This is a genomic window from Comamonas sp. wu1-DMT (assembly GCF_040187805.1).
Classification (GTDB): domain Bacteria; phylum Pseudomonadota; class Gammaproteobacteria; order Burkholderiales; family Burkholderiaceae_C; genus Comamonas; species Comamonas thiooxydans.
The window spans coordinates 1-18,543 of sequence record NZ_JBANEM010000017.1; the positions used below are offsets into that span (position 1 = coordinate 1).

Here is an 18,543-nt window from a genome sequence, read left to right on the forward strand (position 1 = left end):
GCGACTTCTCCTATCCCCTGGGAACACATCAATCTTACCGGAGAATATCGTTGGCCAAAGCCTTAGCGTAGGATTTCGCCCTCTCCCGCAAACGACCCCCTCAAGGGGAAACTTGGCCAGCACCTTGGAGAGGGACGCGTGCAGTGACTTCTCAATCCAGGTGGGGAAGATGAGGCCAGAGGCAAGTCCGGCGTTCAGCTTGTCCGAACTCGAAGACTTACCACCCTCACCTGCCTGAACGTCAGCCGTGCTGCTGGTGTTCACCGGCGAAGTAGTAGTGGATTGAATAGAAGTCCTTTGAATATTGATTGCGGGAAACGGCAGATCAAGCCTGCAGGTTTCGTCCAAAGAGTCAGGCTCTTGTTTGCAGGAAACGGCAAACGATTCCTTCGCTCCACCCTCGCTACCCTTATCGCTAAAGCTCTTCGCTAACTCCTTGCTGGCATTGGAGATTTGCTCCGACTTGGCGGGCTGCTCACTGATCGAAGAAGTAGCTCCAGCTTGTCGGATTTCGACAGGTTTGTGAGGCACCAGATCGTCGTTCAAAAAAGACAGCAAGAGATCGCGCGGGCGGGGAGCAGGAGGGGTCGCGGACAGTCCAAGCGTCGCTTGCGAGAACGCGAATGAAAGGCCGGACAGGTCCAGCGTCTGGTTCGTGGCTGGAGCGCTATTTGACGGTGCAGCCTTCGTTGACGCCGCAGGAGTAGCCTTGTCCGCGTCAGCCTTGCGAGGCAAAGGCTTGATGCTTTGCCCACGCAGGCACAGCAGAATGGCGTCGAAGTTAATGCGGACCAACGCTCCGCCGATGCCGACCTCGTTAATGAATCCAGCCTTCTTCAGCCGCTCCCGAGCATTGCGCTGGACCTTCGGACCGAGCACAAGCGCTGTTGAGATTTCATCCTGGCTGACCGGGATAGCGCCATCGGTGAGCTGGCCTAGCTTCAGACACTCCCGGTGCCGCTGCAGCAGATAGGCCAAGTACAGCCCGCCTGCGATGCTTCCAGCCACATCAGCCAGGGGCTTGTAGTAGACCTTGCAGCCCTTGAACCAGCTACTTGCCAAGTCCCACGTAAGTTTCTGCCCCTTGCCGCGCATGGCCAGTGCCTTGGCGAGTGCAGGTACGTTCAGGCGGTAGTTCAGCACCGCAGGACGCCCAACGAGCATCTCTTCGAGAACGCCCTCGCCCATCAGCAGCTCGCGCACACTGGCTTGCTCGGTGCGGGTCAGCCCAATGGCCGACTTCCACTGCTGCAAGGACATAAAGAACCAGCCACCGCGCTCGGGATGGTTGCGGAGACTGTGGCGCGTCCAGTAGAGCGCCATGCCCACGAAGATGGCGGCTTTGTGGCCGAATTTTTCAGCCAGCACCGGATGAAATGGAACGAAACCTCGATCGTCCAGGTGCAGAAAAATTTGCTCGGCACCCTGGTGGATCGGCGCATCCTCCGGCAGTTCATAACGAACTGTTGGAATAGCTGCGAGTGAAAGAGAGCCGCGCACTGACAAGCTCCATCAGTGCGCAGCTGCGGCTACGGAGGTTGTCGCTGCACTTCGCATTGCGCTGGCCAAGGGCATGGCTTGTTGCTGCAAAAGCTCAAGCAAGCGTCGCTTCGAGATCCGATAGGTAATGATGCGGCCCTGACCAGCATGCTCATGCAGGATGCCCAAGTCCACGAGTGTCTTGCGGCAGGTTTGCTGCTGTGCCCTCGTTATGCCGGTGTCCTTCGTGCAGCATGACGATGACATAAGGATTTCGAAAAAGTCCTCCGACTCACTGCGACGTTCCCGCTCCATCGCATAGGTAAGCCAGAGTGCGCTCAAGACGTTACCGGTGAGATCCACGAAAGCGCGGTTGATGGTGATGGGCTCTTGGCCGATGAGTTCCAGAAACAGTGCGGACTTCAGAAATTCACTATCACTATTCGACAGCTGGGCGGGTAAGTTCTTGGTGTTCTTCATGTTCAAGCTTTATCGATAATGGTTGTAAATAGAACGTCCTACGGCTGATTTATTTGCCCACCGGGAAGGCATTTCTCCTGGGAAGAGCCAGGCTATCCTCGTCTTCAAACTCTTTGAGCGTTGAATAAAGCGAGTCGATGGTGTACTCCGCAAAACGAGAATGGAGCTCGAAAATCCAATCACGTAGAGATTTCCCAGGCGCCGATTGGCTGGTAATTTCGGCCCAAGCTTGATGAATCTGATCCCGAACATCAAACTTCTTGGGTAATTTGGCCCTACCGCCGGTGACGCTTCCACCAACCAATTCACGCATCCTACGAATATCGTCTGCGGAGCGCTTAAAAAGCCGGGTAATCAGTGCACGCGATGCGCCATTACGCACAAAATATTCGCAAAGTGCATCGTCTTGCCGTTGTCGGTCCAGGCCTTCCAGTTGCTGCCGGAGTTCGCCAGGAGAAAATACGAGTTTAACCCTCGTTAACTTAGTAGAAATATCCAGAATATCGCGAGTCTTGCGATGCCGAAGTTGGTCAATCAGTTCGGCATCGCAACCCATCTGCAATAACTGATCTATTCCAACCTCGGTTTCGATAGCACGAATTACCTCCGTCAGCAGCAGAAAATTTAACTGCGGATTCGTGTGAATATCGACGGGAACAATATGATCTGTCATTGCTTAACTAACGTGTTTATTCCGTAAATAACGGTTTATAGGCTTCGCGGCTATCCTCTTGCACGGCGATATTAAATTCAGCGAGTGTTTGCATCAGTGCAGACAAGCATCTAGCAACCGCCGCATTGCCGAAGAGATACCCATAATGGTCAGAAGTGACATAAAGCTGCCCATTCTTCCCGCACAGAATTGCTCTATCTGTGCACTCCTGACGGAACGTATCAACGCCAGCCTGAATAGCCTTTACCCAGCGGCTTTCTGGGTCGCATTTCGAGAGTAGGTTTGCGTTGCACTGCCCGGTTTGCGTTGCAAGAAATGGCCAGAGATACACACGCAGAGTTTCGAGTTCTTCGGAGAGCTTTTGATCGCCCAAATACGACATACGTTCTGGAATATCCACCAAGAACCCGTATGGCAATGCCGGCATTGGCTTCACGAAGTCCGACAACGGTACGACAGCATTCAGATCCACAAGATTCTGCGATAGCCGTGCGGAAAACGCTGCCAGCTTGTCTGCTGGGCCAGCACCCGCCCCTTGCCGATCGGCCTTTGTGGTGGCTCTTTTACTGCTAGGCGATGCAGCCGCCGACACGCCGCCAAGCATTCCCGACAGTGGCGCCTGCTTGGCTTGCTGTTGCACCTTCTTGTTCTCGCTCTCTATCGAGCGCATGTCCTCAACAGAAAGCTTCGGGTCCTGGAGATAGGACTGGACGACTGACTCGATATGGTCGGCGGCAATACCAAAGTGCTTCGAGGATACAGACTGGATCTGGGTGAGCAGCGATTGAACATCCAACTTGACCTCTGTCCGGCTTGCAGGATCGGCCTCGGAGTTCGCTTGCTCCATGGCCTCAAGATCGGTCGCGTGCATCAAGAAGATTTCCTCGATGGAGTTTTTGACCTCATCACGCTTATCAAACTTAGATGCCATTTCGTGAAGTGCTGAAACGGTAGGACGAATATTTATATTCACGTCAGACGTTTGAAGCCAATTACCAATCAACGCGAGATTTTCGACAGCGAAGATGAAGTTTTGAACCATCCTCACGCCATAGCTCAATCCAACCTCTTTAAGTGCTTTATTAAGTTCGGTGGCGGAGAATGATTTAGCAGTCTCCTTCTCAATTTCACGCTTGTAATTCATTACGCCCTGAGCTCGCTCCCAGAACGAAATATCACTTCGATTGTCGTTTTCGCTCAAGTGCGCGGCAATGACAGCAGCCTCGCCAGGCCACTTTCGAGTAACGACATGGATGCGCCGCAGTTTCTCGACGCCTTCATTCACCAGCTCTTTTGCGATCTCCACACGAGTATTTCCGCCACCATATGGAAAATACTTCTCCGTGGGGTTTCGACGCGTAACCGAGAACATGTTGGTGATGCCATCGACCTTCATACTCGCTTTGATTTCCGCCCGCTGGGAATTAGCTTTCTTGCGAGGATTCAGCGAATATTCATCAATATCAAAAACATCCAAGACGATGATGGAGCCATCAATCTCATCCATCGGATCAAAACTGGTAGTTGATCTTTCAGAGTCTCGATGAAGAGCTGCTTTAGCCGCCTCAAGACGTGCTTGATTTGGAGTGAGCTTTGGTTTATCTGGTGCAGTCATAGCTGACGTCCCTTGCTTATTTCCAGGGGACGTAGTTAGGTTTAGCGAGGCTGCCCGTTCGCGAGCAGTCATGGTTTCAGGTGTACGCATGCTTTCCTCCTAAAATTAATTGGAGGGTGCGTTCAGATCGAGATATTGGGGGTGGTTAGATGCGTACATCTCCGACACGCTGGGCACAATTTCCCAAAGAAGGGAATGAAGCGTGTTGGACGCTTTCACTGGATCAACCCAATGCACTGGAACTCCGGCACTGGCCGCTTTTTTCCAAGCCGTTGCATCGGGAACATCGGTATCCAGCATCGTGATTTTTCCGCTCAGCTCAATAAAGCTTTCGCGAATCATTGCGGACATTTCCTTGCTATCGCTGGTCTTCTGACTTTTATTGAGAAATGCCTTCATCTGAGGCATCTTCAAGCCCATGCTAGACACGCTATCGTGACGTTCAATGAGTGCCTTCACGTTTGCGATGAACTCGCGAGCAGAGATCATGTCTGGCGTAGCAGGTACAAGCAGCAGATCAGCAGCAACCACAGCAGCATCTTGCAGATGACCCACAGCGCCTTGGGTATCAATAATCACCACGTCATATGCGCTAGCGATAGCAGGGTGCTTCAAAGGGCTCTTGAAACTGAACTGCATGCTCACTGGATTGCGATTGGCCATCCAGACCTGCAAAGACGAGTCCTTGGCGTCAGAGCGAACGATATGCAGGCAACCGCCCTCGCTCTTAGGTGCCTTCTCAAGCTTGCCTTGATAGGAAGTCGGTGGCAGTTGGCAATGCGAGATGCAGTCCGGGGTCAGTGCACCAGACTGCACCAACTGCGTGAGCCCAAAAGGTGCAGCATAGGAGAGCTGGTAATAGCGAGAGAGCGACGGTTGAATGTCGCCGTCGATCAGCAGCGTCCTAAAGCCGATGTCGTGCAGCAGCCCGCCCAGATTCGCAGCTGTAGTTGTCTTGCCGACTCCGCCCTTAGAAGCCAGAACAGTGATGATGAACATTGAAATTCCTCGTTGAATGGTTGTTGATCCATTCAACGGGAGCTGAAGTTCACTCGCGCATTGGTAGGCAGTTGCGACCAAAACCCCGGTCGCAGTGGCCTTAAGAAGCCATCCTTGGGTGATGCTTATTTCGTAACTTTTTGTTCAAAATCAGGAAAAAATCCTTGATTTCGAGATTCAAAAAGTGTAGGAAAATATACATCGTATCTACCAAATAAGAAGTTCGGACTACGGCGTCACGACCGTGATACCCGCACCCAGCTTGCTCAGAACTTCCGTGCCATGTACCGAAGCCTCGGCATGGATCTGCATGGCTGCGCGCAGTTTCTTCATGTGTCGGCCAGAACTGTACATAACAGGGAATCCGGCAAGCACGACATCCCAACGTACAGACTGCTGCGCCTGCTCAGTCGTATGAAGCGGTTTGCGCGTTATAGCGGCCAGGATGTTGGGCTGTCGCACTGCCTGTGCTTTATTCAGGGGTAATGCCTGCTGCCTTGATGACCTGCCCCCACTTGGTGGTTTCGGCGGCTTGGAATTGTGCCAACTCCGAGGCTGAGGTGGTCCAGGATTCGGAGCCGGACATATTGAAGAAGGACTTGGCCGCAGCGCTGTTCACCGCCTTGGTCAGCAGTTGATTGAGCCTGGTCGCGACAGGTGCTGGTGTATTGGCAGGCGTGTAGGCTGCGAACCAGTAGCCCATGTCATAACCTTTGACACCGGCTTCCGCGATGGTCGGAACATCAGGCAACTGTGCGCTGCGCTTCTGGGTGGAATATCCCAATGGGCGCAACTTACCCGCCTTGATCTGAGGAACGCCCGTCGAGACGTCTGTAATCATCAGGTTTATTTGCCCTCCGAGAAGGTCCGTGAGAGCAAGCGGATTGCTCTTGTAGGGAACGTGAAGGATGTCGACGCCAGCGAGCTGCTTCAGCATTTCGCCAGCGACTCTGCTTGAAGAGCTGCCGCTGCCGAAACTCAGCTTGCCGGGATTGGCTTTGGCGTAGCCCAGCAGATCGCCTACGGACTGATAAGGCGAAGTCGCGGGAACGACCAGAACCTGCCCACCTTTGCCCAGACCTGTGATGGGGGTGAAATCCTTGACAGGGTCATAGGAGAGTTTCTTGTACAAATGCTCGTTGGCAGCATGCGTCGTATTGGTCGTGATGAGCACGGTGTAGCCATCAGGTGCGGCCTTGGCCACCGCTTGAGCCGCAATCATGCCACTGGCGCCGCCTTTGTTTTCCACCACGACCGGCTGCTTGGTTTGCTCGGAAACGGCTTGTCCCAAGGCGCGTGCAAGCTGGTCTGTGGCACTGCCAGCGGCAAACGGAACAACAAAGGTAATAGGCTTGTTTGGAAATTCGCCCTGTGCAAAGGCCAAGGGGCTGAGCGCCAGGCTTGCACCGCATGCAAGAACAGTGCGTCGTGTCGGAAATTTCATGGTTTGTCTCCTAGTGGTTGTTGTAGAGAATTCAGGCGCTCGGGCCGACGAGCAATGACTCGAGATGGCATGGAACCACGACAGGCATTTCAAGCACCCTGAAGCACAGCGTTTTTCCATGGCTGTCCAGGTTCAGCGAGTCATTGACTCCCCCATCCAGCACGTTGTCGAGCACCAGATTCATGGCGTGGAGCTTGGGTAGCAGGTATCGCCGGATATGGCTTGGCTTGCGGTCTGCAAACAGACGAATCACGGCTTGTTCGGTGACTTGTTCGCAGACCACTTCCCACAAATCCGGATGCCATGCAATGACGCTGATGTTGGAGCGGTTCCCTTTGTCACCCGTGCGTCCATGCGCAACTCGGTAAAGGGGAACGGTAAGGGTTGAGTTCATGGCTTACTCCTGATGAGGCTTGGTCCAGTGGAAGCCAGTCGTAATCTGTTGCTGGGGCACCAGGCACGACACCATTCCCAGGCGCTGGCGCATATGGGTGCGAACGCCCCCTCCTCCCGCCGGGCCGCAGCAATACAAGGCGTTTATTTCACGTGGCAGACGCGCAGCGACTGCATGGTCGGCATGCTGCCAGGCCATGCGAAGCCGAACATCCCGGGATTCGCCGGCAATGCTTGTTTCAGTCAGCCAGTCGCTGCTGTCGTTTCCCCAGACGCTGGTTACGCCGATCAGGTCTGTTCTAAGTGGCGCAATGTTCGCCAGGCGCCTGGATATGGTTTGAGCCGCCAAACGCGCGCGCTCTTGCGCTCTTGGGCCCGCGTAGGAGATCTCTCCCTCGGCAAACCACCCTGACTCAAAGCAGACATTGACTTTGAGCATCTCCGGCCTCGGATGACCAATGACACCTTCCAGGCGCACCCGGTCAGGTCCGACCGAAATCACTTCTGCCTGGGTGATGTCGGCAACAACGTCTGGCGTGAGGTAGCAGGCAGGGTCATGGATTTCGTAGAGCAGTTGCTCCTTGACCGTGGCTGGAGTGATGCAGCCCCCGGTCAGAGATGGCTTGAAGATCGTGCTGTTGCCCGCGCTGTCGATTTCGGCAATGGGATACCCCAGGCGTTCCATGCCGGGTACATCTTTGTACCCCGGGTCTGCGAAATAGCCGCCAGAGACCTGGGTTCCACATTCCAGCAGATGCCCGGTCATCGTGGCTCGGGCCAGGCGATTCCAGTCATCCCAGGCCCAGCCGAAGTGGGCCATGGCAGGCCCCACTACAAGCGAGGGGTCGGAGACGCGGCCGCACACCACAATGTCTGCACCTGCCAGCAATGCCTCGGCAATGGGTCGTGCACCTATATAGGCATTGGCGCTCACCAGTTGCTGGTCTGGCATGTCCGAGCCCAGAGCTTTTTCGAGCAACTGGTAATGCGCGGGGCCGCTGAGGTCATCCCCATGAACCACTGCTATTTGGGGTGGGCGCGTTCCGAGCTCCTTGGCCAATGCAGCGATGGCTCGGGCTGCACCTTGTGGGTTGGCCGCACCAAAGTTGCTAACGATTCGAATGCCATGCACGAGGCAGTCGGCGAGCACGGGCCGGAGAAACTCCACCATAAGAGGCTCATAGCCTGCATCGGGATTCTGACGACGAGCAAGCTGTGCCAGTGCCAGAGTGCGCTCGGCAAGCGTTTCAAAGATCAGAAAGGCAGGCTTGTTTTGCCGAACCAGCTCCTGCACGACGGGTTGAGCCGCATCAATTCGATCGCCGGAAAAGCCTGCTGCACATCCGATGAGCAATGACGTCGTTTCGTTTTGCACTCTTGTCATGAAACCTCCTGTTGCCCACTATAGAAAAACCGCTATAAGCTGTGAAATCGATTATTGAGATTAATTAATCCGTATTTCAAATGAATCTATCGTCGCGCGATGTGCAGGCATTCCTTGTACTGGCCAAACAAAAGAACTTCACCCAGGCCGCCAGCATGTGCCACCTGTCACAACCGGCTTTCAGTGCGCTCATCCGCTCCTTGGAGCAAACGGTAGGGCTCAAGCTTTTCGACCGCAGCACAAGACACGTGGTGCTTACCCGTGAAGGGGAACGATTTCTGCAGTCTGCGGAGCGCCTCGCCGCAGAGTTTGCTGCGTGCGAAAGAGCGATGCGTGATACAGCACAACTGGCCCAGGGACATGTCTCAGTTGCATTGCTGCCATCCCTTGCCGCAGGCTGGCTTCCTGAAGTGCTGAAGGTGTACACGGCCCGGCATCCAGGAGTTCAGCTGGGTGTGTTGGACGTGCTGTCCGAGCCATGCATTGCTGCCGTGGCCAATGGAGAGGCGGATTTTGCGCTGGCCGCCATACGCGTGGATACCCCCGACCTGAAGGCAGAGCCGTTTTGCAGTGACGGCTTCTATATGGTGTGCCCTAGCGACCATCCATTGGCGGACAGGGACGCGCTGTCGCTGGAGGATCTGACGCCCTGGCCGTTCATCCACCTGGCACGCCACAGCAGCGTTCGTCAGTATCTGGATGCCGCTTTTTTCCCGCGAAAAATGCAGACTTTCGTTGAAGTTGAGCAATTGGCCACCGTGATGGGGCTGGTGCAAGCCGGACTAGGCATCACCGTAGCTCCCGCGCTGAGCCTGTTTCACTTCGACAAGCCTGGGCTGGTGGCGCGGCACCTGCCGCTGCCGGGTATGGACCGGCAGATCTATATGGTCCGGAAGCGAGAGCGCAGCCTTTCATTGGTTGCTGAAGCGCTCTATCAATTGATGCAGGACATGCCTCCTTCAAACACTTGACTTGGTGCTCTCCGTGAATCAGTCACCCAGCAGCTCTGTGCCTGTACATGCCCCCTCCCCATCTACCGTGACAGGGTTTTATCGAGCCAGTAGCCAACCTTGCAGCCAGTCCTTTGTCGAGGCCAAATACTCGGGCAATCACCACCACCGTAATCAAGCCTGACAAGGCCACCACGACGGCCATCATGATTTCCTTGACCGAATGACGCCCCAAAGAATTGAAAAACTGCGGGCCGCTTTCAAAGCCCACGGCATATATGAACAAGGCGAAAAGCACAGCCTTGATGCCTGAATCGATCTGAATGCCGATCTGGCTGATCAAGACCGCTGCCAATAACGAACCAGCCACACCACCTAATTGGAATGACCCGAAGCGGAACTTGCCGACTCAGTACCCCAGAGCCAGAGACGCGAAAAGTGCGGCCTCTGGTGATTGGTGAAAGATGCTTTTGAGTAAGTCCACGGCCACCTCTACTTCCGGATAAAAGGATCAAGCAACGGAAAGCCCGTCCAGGCCCCTAAATGCAGGGGCTTGGAAATGCTTGAACTCAGGAGAAAGCGGTTTGCTACTAGGAAGCGTGGATCGAGATCGCCTATCTCAAAACTGATGCCACGTCCATTGGCTGGGTAGGTTCTTGTCTTCTTCTATTTCCACCCACTATTAAAGACAAAAGCGTGCCGAAATGTAGGACGTTACCGATTATTCTTTTCAAAATACTCATGGCTCTTCAGTTACGGCTTGGCATTGAGCGCCAATATTGACAAGCCACCGGCATCAACCGGCGGTCAAGCCTTTGGCGCCGAGACCGGATTGAGCTGGATCGCAGCCTGGGCGCCGGCTACCGGTTAGCGCAAGGTTCGTCGGTTTATGGAGCGCCGGGTTGCCGCCAGATTGCTTCGACGCGTCAAGGGTTGGGCCACATTGGGATCCGCTGCATTGGCTGCTGCCGCCAGTCTTTGTTGTGCCTCCAGCAGGCTCTTGAGATCGGCTGCACGCTCCTGTGCCAATGCTGCCGTGTTCTGGGTGGTCTGCAACTGGGCATGCAGATTCAGGATCTCCTGCTCGGATTGTTCAAAGCGAGTCTGCAACTCCTGATAGCGGGACTCTGCCTTGCGTTCCTGATCCTGCAGGCTTTTTCGCGCTGCGGTGAGTTCCTGCCGCGCACGATCGACCTCGTTGAGCATATGGCGCTCGTTGCCCGCGTACTGCTCGGCCATGCGCTGGCGCTCGGCGGCAGCCGACTGTATTTCCTCGCTGTGCTTTTGCTGCTGCAACTCACGCTGGCGTACGGCATTGCTCAGCTCATCACGTAGTTCTTCCAGGCGCTGATCGCGCTCCTGTAGCGTCTGCTGCATTTCGTCAAGACGCCGGGCCAAGTCTTGAGCGTGATTTTGAGCTGCCTGCAGGGCTTGATTCAGCGCATCTTTTTGCGCTTCCATGGTGGCCTGGCGCTGCGCGAGTTGCTCCTGTTGCGCCACAAATGCCTGCTCTGCAGCTTTCAAAGCCTGTTCGCGAAGATCCAAAGCCTTGCTGGCTGCGGCTTTCGCCTCTTCCTGTGCCGCATTCCAGAGCTCCTCCGCTAGACGCTGCACAGGGTCCGGCACCGATTGCAACACGGAAGGATCCTGCTCTCCCGTCACGCCCAGACGACGGCCCAGCGTTGCAAACCAGGTCTCCAGCATGGGGCTGACCGTATTGGGAGAGCCTCGCCCTATCTGCTGACGCACCCGCTCTATGGTCGGACGCAGCCCCTGGGCTATCAAAGCATCCGCTGCAGCCCAGACATCGGACTCCTGAACACCTCTTGACGTAGTTTTGCTTGTATTCATATCTATTCTTCAAATAACTAACGATAAGTGATTGTTATCGCGATCTACATTTTATATGCGTAATACACAATACATCTTATGTATTAAATATTACGTATGAAATTTTCATACAGATGACAACATACATTACCGCGTTTTCAGCATCTGAATTTGTGGATAGGAGGGCGTTTTCCATTGAGGGAGAGAAATTTCTTTGATTCGTCTACACACTCGCCGCCGTGTCACTGGTGCAGCTGCTTGCAACGATCCCGCGTCTCACCTTCGGCATGCCGTGCCAGGTCTTGTAAGCCGCTCTCGGAACTTGCCGCTCAAAGCCGCCCGGCTTCTACAGACTTCTTGAATGGAGCCAATCGACAGTGGTTGGCAGATGAAGTCAGGGCGAAAATAGCGTCATGGATTCACGCAAGCCCTCGCCCTTCCCTGCTCCCGTGACTTTTGATGCCAACCGCCTGCAGATACAGGATGTCCCTGAGTCCGCTCTTGCCCCCAAAGCGCATGAAGCCATCAAGGAACTGATGCATGAAGGCGAATCCCGCAATACGCGCAGCAGCTATCAAAGCGCCATGCGTTACTGGGCGGCCTGGCATCTGCTGCGTCTGGGCCAGCCCATGCAACTGCCGCTGCAGGTTTCCACGGTGCTGCAATTCATCATCGACCATGCCCAGAGGCAGACCGGTGCGGGCTTGATCCATGAAATGCCGCCCGAAATCGATGAGGCCCTGGTTGCAGCCGGTTACAAGGGCAAAAAAGGGGCGCCTTCACACAGCACGCTGGTGCATCGCATGGCCGTGATGTCCAAGGCCCATCAGGTGCATGCCATGCCCAATCCCTGTCAGGACGGAGCGGTGAAGGAGCTGATGTCACGCACGCGCAAGGCCTATGCAAGGCGCGGCGAGTTGCCGCAGAAAAAAGAGGCGCTGACGCGCGATGTGCTGGAGGAGTTGCTGGCAAGCTGCGACGACAGCTTGCGCGGGCTGCGCGACCGGGCGCTGCTGCTGTTTGCCTGGGCCAGTGGCGGGCGTCGCCGCTCCGAAGTGGCTGGCGCCGATATACGTTTCCTGCGCACCGTAGCTAATGGCGAGTTCATCTACACCCTGAGCCATAGCAAGACCAACCAGAGCGGCACCGATACCCCCGAGAATCACAAGCCCGTTACCGGCCGTGCAGCCATTGCCTTGAGAGCATGGCTGGATGCGGCCGGCATAATCGAAGGTCCTATCTTCAGACGCATCCGCAAGGGAGGCCATGTGGCAGAGCCACTGACTCCCGCTGCCGTGCGCAACATCGTCAAAGAACGCTGTGCGCTGGCCGGTGTGGAAGGAGACTTTTCGGCACACTCGCTGCGTTCGGGATTTGTGACCGAGGCCGGCAGACGCAATCTGCCGCTGGCTGACACCATGGCATTGACCGGGCACCATAGCGTGAACACCGTACTCGGTTACTTCCGTGCCGACTCGGCACTCAACAATCAGGCCGCGCGCATGCTGGACGAGGACTGATCAAGCCCCATCAGCTGCAGCGCTGTCTGATGAATGGCGGATTGCGGATCGGCCAGTTGCAGCGGCAAATCAAAGTGGTTGGTTGCCGGCGCCTCAACCCAATGCCCCGGCAGACAACGCGCCTGCCAGGCAGCCAGATATTCGCGCGACTGACGCTTGAATTCATGGCTTTCAAACTCGCCACAACTCACGCGCAGCTGGCACTGAGCATACGTACTCGCATCGGGAAGCAGAAAGCGCGGGCTGTTGCGTATGGCTGCAGCATCGTCCAGCTGCATCCAGGCGTTGATATGGGTTGTCAGCAGCGGCTGCAGGTCGAACAGACCGCTCAAGGTCAATACCGATCGAGGCACGGCCTGCGCTGGCAGGTCATAGTCTTGCAGCCACCCCTTGGCCAGCAACATGCCTGCCAGATGCCCTCCAGCCGAGCTTCCGCAGACACAGATATTGCGGGCATCACCGCCGTAGATGGCGATATTGCGCACCACCCAGGCATAGGCCTGGCGCATCTGATCGACGATATGGTCCAGTGTGACGGAGGGGGCCAAATCGTAGTCAGGCACAACGACGATGGCGCCCTCCCGCGTCAGCGCAGGTGCCATGAATGCCGAATCATCCTTGCTCAAGGCCTTCCAGTAGCCGCCGTGGATGAAGATGAAAACAGGCGCAGCCTGTACTTTCGCTGCCTGAGTTGCGGGTAGATAGATATCCAGAACATCCGCAGCCCTGGGGCTGTAGCGCTGATTGCGAACTGCGCCAGGCAATGCAAACGCAGCCTGGCTTTCCTGCGTGTAGCGCGCCAGATACGCAAGCGGATCCTGCACGCTGGCGCGGGCGTTGTATTGGCGGTCGTAGTAAGCAGTCGTGAGGACGGTCGAGATGGAAGTCATTTTCTGCGCGGCTTTGGGCTTCGGGCGGCGATCACTCGCAGCGCACAGCATAAGCCACGCCGGTAGCTATCTGGAGCCTCGAAAGCGCCAGTTCTGCGAGTCTGCATCCTCCAATTAGACCTATGCGCCAGTCACTGAGACACATTAAATTACATTCATGCAACTGGAATCAGAGCGTTGGAGCAGGTGTTGAGAAAAGCAAAAATGGGGGCTGGCTGCGCAGCCATGATGTGGGGCCTCTGCGCCCAGGCCGGCGGCCTTGATAGAACGGGCCAGGACCTTGGACCTTTGTTTGAAAACGGTCGCTATCTTTCTGTCGAAACTTATAGGGTCCAGCCTCGAATTCAGGGCATGGATGCCCTGGGAAAGTCCACCGGTCAGGTCGCCGACGATTACACCCAATGGGGCTTTGCATACAAGCAGGATGTGAATCCACGCATCTCGGTGCTGCTCATGTTGAGCAAGCCTTTTGGCCTTGACATTGCTTACAGCCCTCTGCAATCGCCTCTTTTTGGCGGCACTCAGGCCCGCGTGAGCAGCCATGAGCTCATGGGGGCCATGCGCTACCGCTTGGATCAGCACTGGGCTGTTCATGGTGGGCTGCGCCTGCAGCGCACCGAAGGACATGTCGCTCTGGGGGGGGATGGTGTTTGGAGCGCTCAATGGATACCGAGTGGATTTCAGCCCCAGCACCGAGCCTGGCTACTTGCTGGGCATGAGCTATGAGCGCCCGGATATGGCCTTGCGCGTTGCTGCGACCTATTACTCAGCCATCAAGCACAAGATCGCTACCCGTGAAAACCTATGGCCGGGCGAAACAAGGACGGCATCGACTGCACCGCAAAGTTTCAACCTGGATATCCAGACAGGCATCGCGCCAGGTACCCTGCTCTTTGGACAGATTCGCTGGACCAACTGGTCGCAATTCAGGCTGTATCCGCAGACCCTGGCGGCGGTACTCCCAGGCCACAGCCTGGCAGACATGGAGGACACCACCACCTACACGCTGGGTCTTGGGCAGAGGCTGGCTGCGAACTGGTCAGGCTTTGTCGCCATAGCTTATGACAAGCGCAGCGACAAGGCCGCGCTGTCGCCATTGCGCCCCACCAATGGCCGTCTTGGCTACACGGTGGGGGTGAGCTATCAGCAAGGGCAGTTCAAGCTCACGCCCTGGCTGAGCTACCAGCGCCTGGGCTCGGTAGACATCTCCAGCGGCGGCACCACTCTGGCAAATTTTGATGCCGAGTCCGCCACGGCGTTCGGGATCAGGCTCGGCTATCAGTTCTAAGAACAATCGCAGCTATCACGCTGCTGCAATCTGGCAGCCGGCGCCCGGAACACTCAGCCCAGCGCTGCGATCACGTCGGCCGGAGCCTGCACCAGCTCGATCAGCACGCCCTCACCTGCAATCGGAAATTCGTCATTGCTCTTGGGATGCAGAAAAGTGATGTCATAGCCTGCCGCGCCCTTGCGGATACCGCCGGGAGCAAATCGCACGCCATTGGCCGTCAGCCATTCCACGGCCTTGGGCAGATCGTCGATCCACAGGCCGATATGGTTCAGCGGCGTGGCGTGCACGGCGGGCTTTTTCTCGATATCCATGGGCTGCATGATGTCCACTTCCACCTTCATCGCGCCCCGCCCCATGGCCAGGATGTCCTCGTCCACGTTTTCGCGCTCGCTCTGGAAGGTGCCGGTCTGCTCCAGACCCAGCATGTCCACCCACAGCTTTTTCATGCGCTGCTTGTCGGTGCCGCCGATGGCGACTTGCTGAATGCCCAGAACCTTGAAAGGACGAATGCTCATGAATGACTCCTTGATTGATAGCTTAAAGCGCAATACTGGTAAGCGCTAGAGCCGGTTTTTATTGAAATATCAGACCTCGCCCAGCAACCAGCTGCTGGCCATGGCAAAGTATTCGCGCAGCCAGGCATTGAAACGCGTGGCCAGAGGGGTTGGAGCAGCCACGGGATACACCTGAGGCAGATCCTGGCGCTTTGCAATGTCCATGGCGCGCATCAGATGAAAGTCGCTGCTTACCATGGCCATGGGTGCATCCGCAGCCACGCCGCGCTCGGCCAGCAAGGGCCGGCTGAGCTTGAGGTTCAGCTCGGTGCTGGTGCTGAGCTTTTCCAGCACCAGCCGCTGCGCAGCAATACCGTGATGCTGCTGCAGATAGCGGGCCATGACCTCGGCCTCCGACTCTTTTTCACCCCAATCGACACCGCCGCAAACGGCGACGAAGGCCTGGGGCTGCAGCTTGGCCAGTTGCGCCGCCTGATCCAGTCGCGCGGCCAGCACCGGCCTTGGGTGGCCGTCGAGCGTGCCGCTGCCCAGCACCACGATGGATTGCACGGGCGGCACCTGCTGCGGCGCAAGGCCAAGGCCGGACAGGCGGCTCCAGAACCAGAAAAGACTGATCAGCCACAGCGCCAGAACGACCCAGCCCAGTGACCACAACCTTTGATTCAAGGGCCTGGACGCACGCCAATGCTGCACTGAGCGCCATTTCCAGCTCAGCCACAAGGCCGCGGCACCCAGCATGGCGGGCAACACCACGCCGACATTGAAGTGCCCCATGCCCATCAGTACCAGAGCATCGACAAGCAGCAGCATCCCCAACAGAGCCAGCAGCGCACGCGCCAATCTGGCAGGGCGGGAAATCGTTGCATCTGCTTTCAATGTCATAGCTGCTAGCTGAGTCTGGATAAAGGATAGAGCCGATCTTATTGAAAATTGGAAAGCCCGCAGAGCCAAAGCCGTGCGGGCTTTTGCTTCGGGGCCCTACGCTCAGACCATATCGGTTCCGAACAGAGGCCCCGAAAAGCTCTCATCACTCGAATTCCAGAATGATGTCATCCACCGCCAGCGAGTCGCCCTTGGCGGCGCTGATCTTGCTGACCACACCATCCTGGGCTGCGAACAGGATGTTCTCCATCTTCATGGCTTCGATGACGGCCAGCTTCTCGCCGGCTTGCACCTTCTGGCCGGGCTGCACTGCCACGTCGACCAGCAGGCCGGGCATGGGCGAGAGCAGGAATTTGGACAGGTCGGGCGGGGCCTTGTAAGGCATGAGCTTGTGCATCTCGGCGCCCTTTGGCGAGAGCACCAGCACATCGGCTTGCGTGCCGTTGTGGATGACACGCAGAGCCAGCGGGTTCTTGCCGTTGCCGCGCTCGATCTGGCAGGTGAACTCCTTGCCGTTGCAGACGCCGCGCACCACCAGATCGCGAATATCGGCATTGCTGCGGAATTCGTAGGTCTTGTCGTCGATCACGACCTTGCAGACGCGAGCCTGGGCATCGAAGTCGGTCACCTCGCCAGTCACATACAGGTTCTTGCCTTCAGCGCCCAGAACCACGGCGGTGTACTTCTCGCCCACCTGAACCTGGTGGCCCTGCATCTGGCCGGAGATGGTCGATGCACGCGCACGGTAGCGGCGATTGCGGAACAGGGCCAAAGCCACCAGGAAGTCGGGGTCATCGTGGGGCACGTCCTCGGCATGGAAGCCGTCGGCATAGTGCTGGGCGATGAAGCCGGTGTTGAACTTGCCCGAGACAAAGTCCGAGTGTGCCAGCAGAGCTGCCTGGAACGGGATGTTGGAGCTGATGCCGCGGATGGCAAAGCCGTTGAGCGCTTCGCGGGCTTTGGCGATGGCGTCGTTGCGATCCTTGCCGTGCACGATGAGCTTGGCGATCATCGAGTCGTAGTACATGGGGATCTCGCCGCCGTCATAGACGCCGGTGTCCACACGCACGCCGTTCAGATGCTCGGTATCGGACTGCCACATGGTCTGCTCGGGCGGTGCAAAGCGCACCAGACGACCGGTCGAAGGCAGGAAATTGCGGAACGGGTCTTCGGCGTTGATACGGCACTCGATGGCCCAGCCGTCGCGCTTCACATCGGCCTGGGCAAAGGACAGTTTTTCACCGGCGGCCACACGAATCATCTGCTCGACGAGATCGAGGCCGGTGATGCATTCGGTCACCGGGTGCTCCACCTGCAGACGGGTATTCATCTCCAGGAAGTAGAAGTCCTGGTCCTTGCCGACCACGAACTCCACGGTGCCGGCGCTCTGGTACTTGACAGCCTTGGCCAGGGCCACGGCTTGCTCGCCCATGGCCTTGCGGGTTTCGTCACTGATGAAGGGCGAAGGCGCTTCCTCGATCACCTTCTGGTGACGACGCTGGATCGAGCATTCGCGCTCGTTCAGGTAAACCACATTGCCGTGGCTGTCGCCCAGAATCTGGATTTCGATATGGCGGGGCTCCTGCACGAACTTCTCGATGAAGATGCGGTCGTCGCCAAAGCTGTTGCGCGCTTCGTTCTGGCAAGAGGCAAAGCCTTCAAAAGCTTCCTTGTCGTTGAAGGCCACGCGCAAACCCTTGCCGCCACCACCGGCCGAGGCCTTGATCATCACCGGGTAGCCAATGCCCTTGGCGATTTCCACGGCCTGCTCGGGGCCCGCGATGGCGTCGTTGTAGCCGGGGATGGTGTTGACCTGGGCTTCGCCGGCCAGCTTCTTGGAAGCGATCTTGTCGCCCATGGCAGCAATGGAATGCGAATTGGGGCCGATGAAGGCAATGCCCTCTTCTTCGCAGCGCTTGGCAAAGCCCTCGTTTTCCGACAGGAAACCGTAGCCGGGGTGCACTGCCTGTGCGCCGGTCTGCTTGCAGGCTTCAATGATTTTCTCGCCCAGAAGATAGGACTCGCGGCTGGGTGCGGGGCCCAGGCGAACGGCCTCGTCGGCCAGCTTGACATGGCGCGCGTCCTTGTCGGCGTCGGAATAGACCGCCACGGTCTGGATGCCCATCTTGCGCGCGGTGGCGATGACTCGGCACGCGATCTCGCCACGGTTGGCGATCAGAATCTTGGTAAACATGGAT

At 56.9% G+C, this 18,543-nt stretch carries 17 protein-coding genes and 1 pseudogene; 4 read left to right on the forward strand and 14 right to left on the reverse strand.

The window, feature by feature from the left end; translation table 11 throughout:
- The 8 genes from V8Z78_RS20660 to V8Z78_RS20695 all read right to left on the reverse strand — a co-directional run.
- Window positions 1-1,500 (reverse strand): hypothetical protein (locus V8Z78_RS20660; protein ID WP_349732035.1); only part of this gene is annotated, 1,500 nt, incomplete at its 3' end.
- A 12-nt stretch (window positions 1,501-1,512) separates the two neighbouring features.
- On the reverse strand, window positions 1,513-1,959 hold the full coding sequence (locus tag V8Z78_RS20665) for a hypothetical protein (protein WP_043005125.1): 447 nt from the start codon (window positions 1,957-1,959) through the stop codon (window positions 1,513-1,515).
- A 49-nt stretch (window positions 1,960-2,008) separates the two neighbouring features.
- Window positions 2,009-2,632 (reverse strand): STY4526/YPO1902 family pathogenicity island replication protein, encoded by a 624-nt coding sequence (locus V8Z78_RS20670; RefSeq protein ID WP_003054944.1) that lies wholly within the window; start codon window positions 2,630-2,632, stop codon window positions 2,009-2,011.
- Between the two features lie 16 nt (window positions 2,633-2,648).
- Window positions 2,649-4,337, reverse strand: a complete 1,689-nt coding sequence (locus tag V8Z78_RS20675; protein WP_230630075.1) for a hypothetical protein — start codon at window positions 4,335-4,337, stop codon at window positions 2,649-2,651.
- A 15-nt stretch (window positions 4,338-4,352) separates the two neighbouring features.
- Window positions 4,353-5,246 (reverse strand): ParA family protein, encoded by an 894-nt coding sequence (locus V8Z78_RS20680; RefSeq protein ID WP_349732036.1) that lies wholly within the window; start codon window positions 5,244-5,246, stop codon window positions 4,353-4,355.
- Window positions 5,247-5,718: 472 nt separating this feature from the next.
- Window positions 5,719-6,690: a Bug family tripartite tricarboxylate transporter substrate binding protein gene (locus V8Z78_RS20685; protein WP_349732070.1), complete on the reverse strand. Its 972-nt coding sequence runs from the start codon at window positions 6,688-6,690 to the stop codon at window positions 5,719-5,721.
- A gap of 31 nt (window positions 6,691-6,721) precedes the next feature.
- Entirely contained in the window at window positions 6,722-7,084 is a 363-nt protein-coding gene (locus V8Z78_RS20690; RefSeq protein WP_003065056.1) for an AtuA-related protein, read from the reverse strand.
- Window positions 7,085-7,087: 3 nt separating this feature from the next.
- Window positions 7,088-8,467, reverse strand: coding sequence for an acyclic terpene utilization AtuA family protein (locus V8Z78_RS20695; protein ID WP_349732037.1), 1,380 nt, complete (start codon window positions 8,465-8,467; stop codon window positions 7,088-7,090).
- 80 nt (window positions 8,468-8,547) lie between these two features.
- On the opposite strand from V8Z78_RS20695, the gene V8Z78_RS20700 reads away from it, so the two are divergent.
- Entirely contained in the window at window positions 8,548-9,438 is an 891-nt protein-coding gene (locus tag V8Z78_RS20700; protein ID WP_057092301.1) for a LysR family transcriptional regulator, read from the forward strand.
- Window positions 9,439-9,517: 79 nt separating this feature from the next.
- Here the strand turns inward: V8Z78_RS20700 and V8Z78_RS20705 are convergent.
- Together V8Z78_RS20705 and V8Z78_RS20710 are read right to left on the reverse strand one after the other, a co-directional pair.
- Window positions 9,518-9,901 (reverse strand): annotated as a pseudogene (locus V8Z78_RS20705) (aspartate-alanine antiporter-like transporter); the annotation flags it as partial.
- A 383-nt stretch (window positions 9,902-10,284) separates the two neighbouring features.
- Complete coding sequence (locus tag V8Z78_RS20710; protein WP_349732038.1) at window positions 10,285-11,268, reverse strand: DNA-binding protein; 984 nt, start codon at window positions 11,266-11,268, stop codon at window positions 10,285-10,287.
- A 392-nt stretch (window positions 11,269-11,660) separates the two neighbouring features.
- Here V8Z78_RS20710 and V8Z78_RS20715 point away from each other — a divergent pair, with 392 nt between their 5' ends.
- Complete coding sequence (locus tag V8Z78_RS20715) at window positions 11,661-12,767, forward strand: site-specific integrase (protein ID WP_349732039.1); 1,107 nt, start codon at window positions 11,661-11,663, stop codon at window positions 12,765-12,767.
- On the opposite strand, the gene V8Z78_RS20720 is transcribed toward V8Z78_RS20715, so the two are convergent.
- Entirely contained in the window at window positions 12,737-13,657 is a 921-nt protein-coding gene (locus V8Z78_RS20720; RefSeq protein WP_057092305.1) for an alpha/beta hydrolase, read from the reverse strand. The two genes, V8Z78_RS20715 and V8Z78_RS20720, sit on opposite strands and share 31 nt — an antisense overlap.
- A 351-nt stretch (window positions 13,658-14,008) precedes the next feature.
- Here V8Z78_RS20720 and V8Z78_RS20725 point away from each other — a divergent pair, with 351 nt between their 5' ends.
- Both V8Z78_RS20725 and V8Z78_RS20730 read left to right on the forward strand, forming a co-directional pair.
- Entirely contained in the window at window positions 14,009-14,383 is a 375-nt protein-coding gene (locus V8Z78_RS20725; RefSeq protein ID WP_349732040.1) for a hypothetical protein, read from the forward strand.
- The gene (locus V8Z78_RS20730) at window positions 14,331-14,945 is read left to right on the forward strand and encodes a hypothetical protein (RefSeq protein WP_349732041.1); all 615 of its coding nucleotides are present in this window, start codon (window positions 14,331-14,333) and stop codon (window positions 14,943-14,945) included. Before V8Z78_RS20725 ends, V8Z78_RS20730 begins: the two co-directional genes overlap by 53 nt.
- Before the next feature lie 53 nt (window positions 14,946-14,998).
- Here V8Z78_RS20730 and V8Z78_RS20735 read toward each other — a convergent pair whose 3' ends face one another.
- The 3 genes from V8Z78_RS20735 to V8Z78_RS20745 all read right to left on the reverse strand — a co-directional run bounded on the left by V8Z78_RS20735 (window position 14,999) and on the right by V8Z78_RS20745 (window position 18,539).
- The gene (locus V8Z78_RS20735; protein ID WP_349732042.1) at window positions 14,999-15,463 is read right to left on the reverse strand and encodes a VOC family protein; all 465 of its coding nucleotides are present in this window, start codon (window positions 15,461-15,463) and stop codon (window positions 14,999-15,001) included.
- Window positions 15,464-15,532: 69 nt separating this feature from the next.
- Window positions 15,533-16,345 (reverse strand): YdcF family protein, encoded by an 813-nt coding sequence (locus V8Z78_RS20740; protein ID WP_280009630.1) that lies wholly within the window; start codon window positions 16,343-16,345, stop codon window positions 15,533-15,535.
- Window positions 16,346-16,490: 145 nt separating this feature from the next.
- Entirely contained in the window at window positions 16,491-18,539 is a 2,049-nt protein-coding gene (locus V8Z78_RS20745) for an acetyl-CoA carboxylase biotin carboxylase subunit (RefSeq protein ID WP_349732043.1), read from the reverse strand.
- Window positions 18,540-18,543: the final 4 nt, after the last annotated feature.